The following is a 12,062-nucleotide window of genomic DNA, read 5'->3' on the forward strand; positions in this document are numbered from 1 at the left end:
AATATTCCGGATAGGGCATCGGTGCCGGAGGTGATGGTCACCTCCACATCCGCTGCCGTCCAAGAAGACTCCGTTGCATCAATAGTCGGTTCGCTTGGTGCAGTACGGTCAATGCGAACGGTCAACTCGGCTTCTTCGCTGACCAAGCCTGCGTGACTAAACGCTCTTGCACTGACAAGGGTTTCTCCTTCTTCAATAAGAGTCAGTGCATCGGTGTAAGGGGCCCAGTCGAGCGTCACTGCTCCCTCCAGGCGGTATTCAATTCGTGCTACGCCGGAAGGCCCGGCTGGATCTCCAGCTGCTATCGTTACTTTTACAGTTTCGGCAGATGTCCAGTCCTCAGTATCCGCAGTCAACAGCGGCTGAGGAGGGGACGTTAGCTCCAGCAAAAACGATTGGCTCGTGATTTCACTGGAATTGCCGGCTTTGTCAATCGTTCGGGCATCAACTTGTGTCTGGCCTTCCACAGATAGAACAAGTGCTTCGCGATACGCTGTCCACTCCTGTTCAACTGCGCCGCTCAGCCTATATTCTAATCGATCTATGCCCGACAAGTTGTCTGTCCCTGTGGTGATGCTGATGCTAATAGGCTCGGTATGCCAGCCCTCTTCGTCCGGATGAATCGAAGGCGCCGACGGAGCGGTACGGTCGATCCGGACGATGCTATCAGTAATTTCGCTGACGTTGCCCGCTTCATCGATCGTCCGTGCATAAACTGTCGTTGCCCCCTCGGCCTGGATAGCAAGCGTCTCATTATATGTCGTCCAGTCCGCAGTCTCAGCGCCGGATAGACGGTACTGCGTATGACGTACACCCGACTGCTCATCACTGCCAGACTGAATCGTCACGTTCACCTGGCTGATACTGAGCCATTCCTCCGCATCGTGTAAGATGACTGGGGAAGTAGGTGCAGTACGGTCGATCCGCACGACAGCTGATCCCACCGAGCTAATATTGCCTGCGTTATCGATGGTCCGAGCTTCGATAGTGGTCTGCCCGGCAGCCGTAACCGTAACAGCTGAGCTGTAGGTGGTCCAATTGAGCGTAGTCGCACCAGTGAGCCGGTATTCGGTGCGGTTCACCCCGGCCCCTCCTGTGTCAGCGCCTGCAGCGACGGTCACCTGCACATTGGCGTTGCTCCAGCCAGTCGCCCCCGGCGTCACAGTCGGCGCAGCAGGAGCAGTTCGGTCGATCCGCACGACAGCTGATCCCACCGAGCTGATATTGCCCGCGTGGTCAATCGTCCGCGCCTCAATGGTGGTCTGCCCGGCAGCCGTAACCGTGACAGCTGAGCTGTAGGTGGTCCAATTGAGCGTAGTCGCACCAGTGAGCCGGTATTCGGTGCGGTTCACCCCGGCCCCTCCTGTGTCAGCGCCTGCGGCGACGGTCACCTGCACATTGGCGTTGCTCCAGCCAGTCGCCCCCGGCGTCACAGTTGGCGCGACAGGGGCGGTTCGGTCGATTCGCACGACAGCTGATCCCACCGAGCTGATATTGCCCGCGTGATCGATGGTCCGAGCTTCGACAGTTGTCTGCCCCGCGGCCGTAACCGTGACAGCTGAACTGTAGGTGGTCCAATTGAGCGTAGTTGCACCGGTGAGCCGATACTCGGTACGGTTCACCCCGGCCCCTCCTGTGTCAGCGCCTGCGGCGACGGTCACCTGCACATTGGCGTTGCTCCAGCCAGTCGCCCCCGGGGTCACAGTTGGCGCAGCAGGCGCAGTACGGTCGATTCGCACGACAGCTGAGCCAAGGGAGCTGATATTGCCAGCGTGGTCAATCGTCCGCGCCTCAATGGTGGTCTGACCGGCGGCCGTAACCGTGACAGCTGAGCTGTAGGTGGTCCAATTCAGCGTAGTTGCACCGGTGAGCCGATACTCGGTGCGGTTTACCCCGGCACCACCAGTGTCGGCGCCTGCGGCGACGGTCACCTGTACGTTAGCGTTGCTCCAGCCAGTCGCCCCCGGCGTCACAGTCGGCGCGGCAGGCGCCGTACGGTCGATTCGCACGACAGCTGAGCCAAGGGAGCTAATATTGCCCGCGTGATCGATTGTCCGAGCTTCGACAGTTGTCTGCCCCGCGGCCGTAACCGTGACAGCTGAGCTGTAGGTGGTCCAATTCAGCGTAGTTGCACCGGTGAGCCGATACTCGGTCCGGTTGGCGGTTCGATCAATCCGTACATTAGCTGTAGCTATCGTACTCGCGTTCCCTGCCTTGTCGATCGTTCGGGCGCTGACCGTCGTCTGCCCGGCATTGGAGATGTCAATGGAGCTCCCTGGCGGATAGACCGTCCAGTCCAGTGTGCTTGCACCGGTAAGTCGGTACTCCGTCCGATCCACGCCGGAACCGGTGTCGGTCCCTGGGGTGAGGGTGAAGGAGGCGTTGCCGCTTATCCACCCTGTAGGCAATCCGTTAATCGACGGTGCGGTTGGCGGGTCAAAATCGAAGGTTAGCTTATAAACTGTATAATTTTCCTCCCACGTATCGCTGAAGTAACCGCCCATGACGTAAACATCTCCTGAACCGGTTACGACCATACTGGGGTTTATCAGTCCGACGGCTGTCGGCGCATCTTGTGTCCAGACATTAGTAACGGGGTCGTAGAGATGAAAATTTCGATTGCCCATGACGAGAACCTTGCCATTGGGAAGTGTCACCTGTGCATGTCTGAAATATGAGTCCCATCCCTGATAAGGAAGTGCGGCCGCCTGGCTCCAAGTGTTGGTGGCTGGGTCGTAGATATAGCTCTCAAAGCTGTAGACATAACCACTCTGCCCGCCTGTAACAAGTACCCTTCCATCCAGAAGGGTGCTTTGCGCTGCGAAATAAAGAGGCTTTGGTAACTTGGCACCTTCACTCCAGCTGTTGGTCGCCGGGTTGTACAGATAGACACTATCGAACATTGGATCTGCCCCACCAGCTATTTGAGGAGCTCCCCCGGCAATCATCACCCGCCCGTCATTCAGGGTACTCTGCGAGTTCCCGAATATAGTCTTGGGCAGGCTGGCCGCGTTGCTCCAGCTGTTGGATTGAGGATTGTAGATCAGGGGCGTGGCGTTGTAGACAGACCCCACGCCGTTCTGAAAAAAACTACCGCCTGTTGCCATCACTCTCCCATCCTGGAGCTGGGATTGACGATGATACGAGCGCTGCAGCGCAGGTGCATGTGTAGCCCATGTCCCAGTGCCAGGTTGATAGATGGGGGAATGCGGCGCAGAGGCATTGTTATTCGTCCGCCGGCCGCCCGTCACCAGAATTTGATTGCCCAGGGGTACAGCTGACCACCCGCTGACGTTCAGAGGAACATTAACTGAGGAGGGCAGAGCTTCCATCATGACCGCGGCCCGGGCCTGGCTGCTCCAGCCGGCAGGCAGGTACCAGCTGATGAGGAGCAACAGCAGAAGCCCCAACCCAATTTTACGTTTCAACATATACGCTCCTTTCACAAAAACTGAGTATGCCAAGGGCAATATACCATCGTTGTAGCGTCCAGAATATTGACGAATGTTAATTGGTGCGCAAATCCCATAAGAAATCCGCCCGTGAGTGAAGAGGAACTGTGCTATAATGTGCAGAGCAATCATCTATGCCAAAAATGATATGAAAAAGAAAAAGAACCCCGCAGCTAATACGCCGGGGACGGAAGGACGATGGCTGTCATGCTGGGATTATCGCGGTTGGCATGGAGACGTGGCTCTGTTCCGCCGGAAAAGAAGCTGTCGAAGGACGCGGTGACATCGCTGATTATCCACGGGTGCTTCCAATTCGGAGCCTCGATGTCCGCTCTCTTCCTCAACTTGTATCTGTGGCGTCTGACCGGCGACTTGCTTGTCAATGGCTTCTACAACATTATTGTGTTCGTGTGTACGCCGCTCGCCTTTGCGCTTGGCGGGTGGATAGCCAAGAAAAAGGACCGGATGGTGACCTATCGTCTGGGCATTGTACTCATTGCTGTATTCTATCTCGGCGTTATCATCGCGCAGGAAAGCGTTGTTGATTATTACGTCGCTTTTGCGGTCTTCAGCGGTCTGGCTCAGGGCTTCTACTGGACCGGTTACCTCGTACTGATGTACGACGTCTCAACCGACACGAACCGGATTCGGTTCCTGGCCATCAATATGATGGTGTTCAACGGGGCGGGACTTGCGGGTCCGGCACTGGCCGGCTATATCATCCAACTGAGCGAGGGGCTGTCGGGTTACATACTGACATTTGGCATCGCTTTCGTCAGCTTTTTCGTGGCGGCCATCATCAGCTTCCGTATTCCACTCATTACCTCGCATCACCGAACGTATTACTTGAAGCTGGTGGGGGCAGTCATCAAGCGCAACAAGGCGTGGCTGCTGTCGCTGTTCGGTTTTCTGGTATTGGGCCTGCTGCAGGGGATTATGCTCTTCCTGCCTAATATTCTCCTGTTTCAGACCGTGGGAAGGGAGGACTGGGTCGGGTATCTGGGCGTGTTGTTTGCTTTTCTGACCGTGGTAACGGGATTTATCATCTCCCGCAAGGCCAAGGAGGAGCATGCGCACCGGTATGTGACGTACTCGTCGCTGGGTGTTATTTGTGGAGCGTCAGTCCTGCTCATCGAGATCAGTACGTGGTCGGTTATTACCTTCATGATCGTGTTCTCGCTCTGCAATCCGCTGACGATCAATACGCTGACTTCGTATTATTACCGGATTATGGGGACGCTGCCCCTGAAGGGACAGCTGAGAATCGAGTCGGTGGTCATGCGCGAGGTGTTCGTCAATGCCGGCCGGGTGCTATCCATCTTCATGCTGCTGTTGTTCGCACGCGATGTCAACTCGTTCGCACTGCCGCTTGTCTTGGTGGGCGTAGCGTTGATGCAGTTGAATCTAATCTGGCTTGTCAAGCGGCGCTAGTTGTGAGGCAAGGTACCGGCGCGCGTCCGGCAGCATGACGGCGATCGGACGACCACATCGCTGCTGACAGAATCAGTTGAGCATGCGGAATTGCTGGGGTGTCAGTCCAGTGCGCTTGCGGAACGTGGCGACAAAATGGCTCGGATCCCGAAACCCGACTTGCGTCGCGATGGTGCTCACCGTCAGTTCCCGATCCCGGATGAGCAGCTCCTTGGCTTTGCGGATGCGGAGATTGAGCAGATAGGCATAAGGAGCAAGGCCAAAGGCGCGGCGGAACAGCTCCCCCAGCCTCCGGCTGGAGAGGCCGAGCTGCATAGCCAGCTCGGTTAAGCCTAGCCCAGGGTCATCCAATTGGGATTCCATCGCTGCAATAACCGGCCTGAGCTGCTCCAGCTGCAGGGAGAAGGCGACGCTTCCCTGTGGCTTGCCGTATTTGCTAAGCGTCACCAGGAACCGGTACACCTCGCTGGTAGCCGTCAAGCCGAATACATCCTCGGCCTGCTCCAGTTTCTCCAGCAGCTTCTCCATCCGCCAGGGCATATCTGACTCCCAACGATAGTATGCGGACCGCTCCATATCGAGCGACTGCAACAGCGGCAAGGCCATCGGCCCGTCAAAGGTCAAATACATCGTCTGCCAGACATCAGATGTAGCCTCGTAGCTGTGGGGAACATGCGGGAGGAGCAATACGCCGCTGCTGGGGGTCAGCTCAATCGAGTTGCCTTCGAAGCGAATCACGCCTTCGCCCGCAGTCGTCTGGATCCAATGATAGTAGGGAAACCCCGCTGGCCGGCTGATCGGCTCCTGGGTGGTGTTATGACCGATGCTCTCGGCAAACAAAGGCAGCGATTGCTCGTTAAATGGGGTGAGTTCTAGGCGGCGGTGGGGTCGAATCATGGGTGCGTCTCCTTTGTCGATGCCGGGCTTCCGGATTATGATAGGCTGGTGCAGATATCTTATATTTATCAGGGGAATCGTGAACGTATACAATAGGAAGATAGTTATATCCCAATGATAAAGGAAGTGTCTAATATGATCAACGAGAAGCTGCCAAAAATCTGGTACGGCGGCGATTATAACCCCGAGCAGTGGGAAGCGGATGTATGGGACGAGGATATCCGCATCTTCAAGCTGGCCGGAATTGACGTAGCGACGCTGAATGTATTCTCCTGGGCGATGATTCAGCCGGACGAAGAAACCTATGACTTCTCCTTCCTGGACGAGACGATCGACCGTCTGTATAAGAACGGCATTTATACCTGTCTGGCTACGGCTACAGGTGCGCACCCGGCCTGGATGGCCAAGCGTTATCCTGACGTCACGCGGGTGGACTATGAGGGACGCAAGCGCAAGTTCGGCGGACGTCACAATTCCTGCCCGAGCTCGCCAACCTACCGTCTCTACTCCGAACGCATGGCAGACAAGCTGGGTGAGCGGTATAAGGATCATCCGGGCGTCCTGATCTGGCATATTTCCAACGAATACGGCGGCTATTGCTACTGCGATAACTGCGCTGCGGGCTTCCGCAATTGGCTGCAGGACCGTTATGGCGATCTGGATAAGCTGAATAAAGCCTGGAACACCCGTTTCTGGGGCCATACGTTCTATGACTGGGACGAAATCGTACCGCCCAACGCGCTGAGCGAGGAGTGGAACGGCAACCGCACGAACTTCCAGGGGATCTCGCTGGATTACCGTCGTTTCCAATCGTGGAGTCTGCTGGAGTGCTACAAGCTGGAGTACAATGCCGTCAAAAAGCATACGCCGGACCTGCCGGTCACTACGAACCTGATGGGCACGTACCCGGAGCTCGATTATTTCGAATGGGCCAAGCATATGGATGTTGTCTCTTGGGACAATTATCCGTCGCTCGATACGCCTTACAGCTACACAGCGATGGTACATGACCTGATGCGCGGTCTCAAAAGCGGCCAGCCATTCATGCTGATGGAGCAAACGCCGAGCCAGCAAAACTGGCAGGCCTACAACTCCCTGAAGCGCCCGGGCGTGATGCGTCTCTGGAGTTACCAGGCGGTAGCGCGCGGCGCTGACACGGTGTTGTTCTTCCAGCTGCGCCGCTCGATTGGCGCCTGCGAGAAATATCATGGTGCGGTTATTGAGCATGTGGGCCACGAGAATACACGCGTATTCCGTGAGTGCGCAGAGCTGGGCCAGGAGCTGGGCAAGCTGTCGGATCAGATTCTGGACGCCAGAGTGGATGCCAAGGTTGCGATCGTATTCGACTGGGAAAATCGGTGGGCTGTCGAGCTCTCCAGTGGACCGTCGGTCGCGCTGAAGTACGTAGATGAAGTGCACAAGTATTATGATGCCTTGTTCCAACAGAATATCCAGGTAGACATGGTCGGCGTGGAAGAGGAGCTGAGCGGCTACGATATCGTGATCGCACCAGTGCTGTACATGATCAAGCCGGGTTATGCGCAGAAGCTAGAGACGTTTGTGAAGGGCGGCGGCACCTTCCTGACCACGTTCTTCAGCGGCATCGTGAACGAGAGTGATCTCGTGACAACAGGCGGCTATCCGGGCGAGCTGCGCTCGTTGCTCGGCATTTGGGCTGAGGAGATTGACGCGCTGTTCCCGGGCCATACCAATCAAATTGTGATGGAGCAGCCGTGGGGCGCACTGAAGGACAGCTATTCCTGCAGCATCCTCTGCGATCTGATCCATGCCGAAGGCGCCGAGGTACTGGCACGTTACGGCGAGGATTTCTATAAGGGGATGCCAGTTGCTACGGTCAACCGTTTTGGCGAGGGCAAGGCGTATTATATTGCCTCCAGTCCAGACGCCGCGTTCCTGCAAGGGCTGCTGGCCAATCTGTGCGAGGAGAAAGGCATTCGTCCGCTGCTGCCGCGCAGTGAAGGCATCGAAGTGACGGCACGCACCAAGGACGGTCGTGAGCTGCTGTTCGTCCTCAATCACCAGGCCGAAGCGGGCGTGGTTGAGGCGGGAGAGACCAGTTACATCGATCTGCTCACCGACCGTACGTTATCCGGCGCCATCGAAGTACCGGCCAAAGGTGTGCTGATTCTGGCACAGGCTTAATTGAACGTTCTTTACATTGCATATAGACGAACAGGCCCTGCCAGCTGGTAGGGTCTGTTTTGCTTGAAAACCGCGAATGGATCTACTGGCTCGTAAGCACGCGCTGAGGGGCGAAGAAGTTAGTTCTGGTTGTTACTTGTGAGGGGGTGACTGTCGGCGAAGCTCGATAGATGCGGTGATGGTGCTAAGATGCGGCGATTGGAGTGGCGTGTGCGATGGTGTGTGTGCAGCAACAGGGGGATGTAAAGACAAAAATGCAGTTAATTCTAGCCTCAGGGGGCATATCTCGGCTCGTAAGGTCAAAAGTGCAGTTAATCTCTCTCAAATATCCATATATTTCAATAAAAGACCGGATTAGTTGTACTTTTGACGCTAATCTCGTCATGTCGCTAGTATCGAGGGTTATTAACTGCACTTTTGTCTTTAAGTGGCAGATGCAGAAGGTCCAGATGTCCCTAGTCCCGACCTGGGCATGCGAGTTGCTGAACATATTCTCTACTAGCTGAGACTATAACGTTCCAGCGAAAGCGCCCCAGCTCTTACTCATCCGGGAACGCTAACGCTCGAGTACCATATTTACAGGGGGTTGCAAGAGATGAACGACATCCTTGCCGTCGCCTCACTCGGCTTGCGCTTCATAAAATCGTACCCAGATGTTCACATTCCTGCTCTTATTTCCAGTCGATTACGATATAATAGAGAAGACTAACTCCGCAGTTGCCGGGATGATGCGGGATTTAAACCGGACAGGGTGGGATAATGTGCAGGAATGGATAGAGACCTCAATCGAACAACTGATCAAGCTGACAGGGCTGCATGGCTACTCCCTGCTGCTTGTAACGTTTCCTCTGGCCCTGATACAAGGGATTATTACGATCTTCCCGTTCGCAACGCTGCTGCTGCTTCATGTGACTTCCTTCGGCTGGTTTGAGGGGATGATGATTAGTTGGGCGGCGGGCACGATGGCGAGCGTGGCGTGTTTTTATTTAAGCCGGACACTGCTGAGCAATTGGATTGATCGACGCTTTGGCGAACGACTGCTGAAATACCGCAAGTGGCAGACCCGGATGAATAACTATGGCGTATGGGTCGTCATTCTGCTGCGGTCGCTGCCGTTTGTGCCTAGCAATATTGTGTCCATTATGGCTGCCGTTTCGCCCCTTAAGCCGCTGGCTTATATCTGGTCGACGACGGTAGGGATGTTTTCGCAGGTGTGGCTGTTTATGTTGTTAACGGCGGAAGTTATCTTTCCAGAGAAAGAAATCCGCCCGATGTGGATGGGATACATAACTTTTTGCGGCGTATTGGTGCTTATTCTGATCGTCGTGCTGCTGCTGGACCGCCAACGCGGTGAGACCGGTACGGAGGTGTGAGCAATGGACACCCTCGTAACTGGTCATTTCTTTCTTGTCAGGCCTGGTCTATAATGAGAGAGGATTAAGATACGGTCTGGAGGCGTAAAAATGAAAAAACTGAAGCTGGTTCAACAACTGTCCGATCTGGGCGTAGTCGCCGTATTGCGCGGAGAGACGCCGGAGGAAGTCGTGGAGATGGCAGAGCAAGCCATCGCGGGCGGTATTAAAGCAATCGAAGTGACCATGACAGTGCCGTTTGCCTTGCGGGCAATCGAGAAGCTGGCGGTCTCTTACTCTAGTACAGCAACAGATCCTGCTAAGCATGCGGTTATCGGCGTAGGTACAGTGCTCGATCCCGAGACGGCACGGATGGCCATCTTGAGTGGCGCGGAGTTCGTTGTAGGTCCGTCGCTGAACCCGGATACGGTTCGTTTATGCAACCGCTATCGTGTGCCGGTCATGCCCGGAACCATGACAGTGCGCGACATTGAGGAAGCATTGGAGTTGGGCGTGGATATCGTCAAGCTGTTCCCGGGGAACCTGTATTCGCCGGCGATTATTAAGGCAATTAAAGGCCCGCTGCCGCAGGCCAACATCATGCCAACGGGCGGTGTTTCGCTGGACAACCTCAGCGAATGGGTCAAGGCTGGCGCAGTCGCGGTCGGCATCGGCTCGGACCTCACGAACGAAGCGGTCAAAAAAGGCGACTACAGCCTGGTGGCCAAACGTGCAGCCCAGTATATCGACGCATACAAAGCCGCCAAGGCGTAACTGTAAGACGCAAAGCACATCCAGACTCAACCTCCATGACATCAGGCAGCGCCGCTGTCATGGAGGTTGAGTTTTTTCGTTCGAGCGTGAGCGCGCGACGTAGTGAAGTTGTGGTGGTGCTCCAAGTAAAGATTGTTTAGTTAGTGTGGGAGTGTGCGTCGTGGTACGGTGTTTCAAGTAAAGATTGTTTAGTTAGAGTGGCGGAGTGCGCCGCTGTGAGGTGCTCCAAGTAAAGATTCTTTAGTTAGAGAAGCTGCGTGCGCCGTCGTGGGAGTCTCCAAGTAAAAATTGTTTAGTTAGAGTGGCGGTGTGCGCCGTGGTACGGTGTTCCAAGTAAAGATTGTTTAGTTAGAGTGGCGGAGTGCGCCGCTGTGAGGTGCTCCAAGTAAAGTTTTTATAGTTAGAGTGGCAATGTGCGCTAGGTGGGCTCTCCAAGGAAAGAATCTTTCGCTAGAGTGGCAATGTGCGCCAAGGTGAGCTCTCCAAGGAAAGAATCTTTCGCTAGAGTGGCAATGTGCGCCAAGGTGAGCTCTCCAACGAAAGAATCTTTCGTTACAGTAGCGGTGTGCGCCGTCGTGGCATCTCCAAGGAAAGAATCTTTCGCTAGAGTGGCAATGTGCGCCAAGATGGGCTCTCCAAGGAAAGAATCTTTCGTTACAGTAGCGGTGTGCCCTGTCGTGGCATCTCCAAGGAAAGAATCTTTCGCTAGAGTGGCGGTGTGTGCCGTGGTGGATTCTCCAAGGAAAGAATCTTTCGCTAGAGCAGCAGGTGTGCGCCGACATGGTGAGCCGTGCATCTGTTATACTCGGACAGCCTCGGTTTTGAACCGGAAGTGGAAGGGGTAATGAGGTTATACACCACATTTCAGCTCGGAAAGGGGATCATGCTATGCTTACATTACATAATCAACGGTTTTGGCACGTGTATGTCGGTACGTATCAATCTGCTGGGGAGGAGTCTATTCGTCATCTGGTCTTTGACTCGCAGGCGGGGAGTCTGCGCGAGGATGTGGGCATCTCGGGCGCGGAACGCCCGTCGTTCCTGGCTACGGATACGGAGCGCAACCGGCTCTATGCGGTATGCGAGATTGATGAGCCTCAGGTGGTCGGATATTTGCTCAATCCGCAGAGCGGCGTGCTGGAGGAGATCAACCGGCAGCCGATCCCGGGCATGCACGCCTGCCATGTTAGCCTTCACCCGTCCGGAGATTGGCTCTATGTGGCCAATTATTCCTCGGGCAACATCTGTCTGTTCCCGATTGACGAAGAGGGACGTCTGGGCCCGCTGGCTGACCAGCAGGAGCACAGTGGCTCTGGCCCACGAGAGGACCGGCAGGACGGGCCACATACGCATTCCATCGTGACCGAGCCATGGAGCGGTCGGTTGCTGGTGCCGGACCTCGGCACGGACCGCATCTACGTATACGATCTGGACCGGCTGGCGGGCAAGCTGAGATTCCATGGCGAAGCGGTTGCGCCTGCTGGCGCGGGACCACGCCATCTGGCTTTCCATGCATCCAGCCCGATTGTCTATTGCGCTGACGAGCTCAGCTCCAGCGTGTCCGCTTATAAATATCGGCCAGAGGATGGGAGTCTCACTCTGCTGCAGACCATCTCCACACTTCCGGACGACGGAGACCCGGCCACCAATACTTGCGGCGACATTCACATCAGCATGTGCGGCGGACTCCTGTATGTGTCCAACCGGGGTCATGATTCACTCGCCACATTCCGTATTGGAGAAGATGGCGAGCTGACGCTTATCGGATGCCCGTCGGTGCAAGGCCAGACGCCGCGCAATTTTGCCGTGGTGCCGGATGGTCGTCATGTGCTGGTGGCCAATCAGGATACCGACTCCATTATTGTTATGGCTCTCGACGAGGAAGGCGTGCCTGCGCCACAGGGCGAGCGCTTTGAGACCGACAAGCCGGTATGCCTGAAGCTGATTCCGGTAATGGAGTAGGTAGCTCGCAGGATGGCGGGACAGTTGAGAA

Annotated in this window: 7 protein-coding genes; 5 read left to right on the plus strand and 2 right to left on the minus strand. The window is 55.7% G+C overall.

The window, feature by feature from the left end:
• Window positions 1-3,431, minus strand: a 3,431-nt coding sequence (locus tag F556_RS38370; protein WP_281167915.1) for an OmpL47-type beta-barrel domain-containing protein, incomplete at its 3' end; no start/stop codon positions are given.
• A gap of 228 nt (window positions 3,432-3,659) precedes the next feature.
• Here F556_RS38370 and F556_RS0119445 point away from each other — a divergent pair.
• Complete coding sequence (locus F556_RS0119445) at window positions 3,660-4,883, plus strand: MFS transporter (protein ID WP_245583098.1); 1,224 nt, start codon at window positions 3,660-3,662, stop codon at window positions 4,881-4,883.
• A 72-nt stretch (window positions 4,884-4,955) separates the two neighbouring features.
• Here the strand turns inward: F556_RS0119445 and F556_RS0119450 are convergent, their stop codons facing one another.
• Window positions 4,956-5,780, minus strand: coding sequence for a helix-turn-helix domain-containing protein (locus F556_RS0119450; RefSeq protein ID WP_020618665.1), 825 nt, complete (start codon window positions 5,778-5,780; stop codon window positions 4,956-4,958).
• A gap of 135 nt (window positions 5,781-5,915) precedes the next feature.
• Between F556_RS0119450 and F556_RS0119455 the strand changes: the two genes are divergently transcribed.
• The 4 genes from F556_RS0119455 (at window position 5,916) to F556_RS0119480 (ending at window position 12,031) form a co-directional block, all read left to right on the plus strand.
• Window positions 5,916-7,943, plus strand: a complete 2,028-nt coding sequence (locus F556_RS0119455; RefSeq protein ID WP_020618666.1) for a beta-galactosidase — start codon at window positions 5,916-5,918, stop codon at window positions 7,941-7,943.
• 725 nt (window positions 7,944-8,668) lie between these two features.
• The gene (locus F556_RS34570) at window positions 8,669-9,316 is read left to right on the plus strand and encodes a TVP38/TMEM64 family protein (RefSeq protein ID WP_020618668.1); all 648 of its coding nucleotides are present in this window, start codon (window positions 8,669-8,671) and stop codon (window positions 9,314-9,316) included.
• A 90-nt stretch (window positions 9,317-9,406) separates the two neighbouring features.
• Window positions 9,407-10,069 carry a bifunctional 2-keto-4-hydroxyglutarate aldolase/2-keto-3-deoxy-6-phosphogluconate aldolase gene (locus tag F556_RS0119470; protein WP_020618669.1) on the plus strand — a complete coding sequence of 221 codons (663 nt, stop codon included), beginning with the start codon at window positions 9,407-9,409 and terminating at the stop codon, window positions 10,067-10,069.
• Window positions 10,070-10,957: 888 nt separating this feature from the next.
• Window positions 10,958-12,031, plus strand: a complete 1,074-nt coding sequence (locus F556_RS0119480; protein ID WP_020618671.1) for a lactonase family protein — start codon at window positions 10,958-10,960, stop codon at window positions 12,029-12,031.
• Window positions 12,032-12,062 lie beyond the last annotated feature (31 nt).

It is taken from the genome of Paenibacillus daejeonensis DSM 15491 (genome assembly GCF_000378385.1).
GTDB lineage: Bacteria > Bacillota > Bacilli > Paenibacillales > Paenibacillaceae > Paenibacillus_D > Paenibacillus_D daejeonensis.

Coding starts and splice junctions, on each gene's coding strand:
- F556_RS0119445 (WP_245583098.1), top strand. CDS start 3,660: ATGCTGGGATTATCGCGGTTGGCATGGAGACGTGGCTCTGTTCCGCCG.
- F556_RS0119450 (WP_020618665.1), bottom strand. CDS start 5,780: ATGATTCGACCCCACCGCCGCCTAGAACTCACCCCATTTAACGAGCAA.
- F556_RS0119455 (WP_020618666.1), top strand. CDS start 5,916: ATGATCAACGAGAAGCTGCCAAAAATCTGGTACGGCGGCGATTATAAC.
- F556_RS34570 (WP_020618668.1), top strand. CDS start 8,669: ATGATGCGGGATTTAAACCGGACAGGGTGGGATAATGTGCAGGAATGG.
- F556_RS0119470 (WP_020618669.1), top strand. CDS start 9,407: ATGAAAAAACTGAAGCTGGTTCAACAACTGTCCGATCTGGGCGTAGTC.
- F556_RS0119480 (WP_020618671.1), top strand. CDS start 10,958: ATGCTTACATTACATAATCAACGGTTTTGGCACGTGTATGTCGGTACG.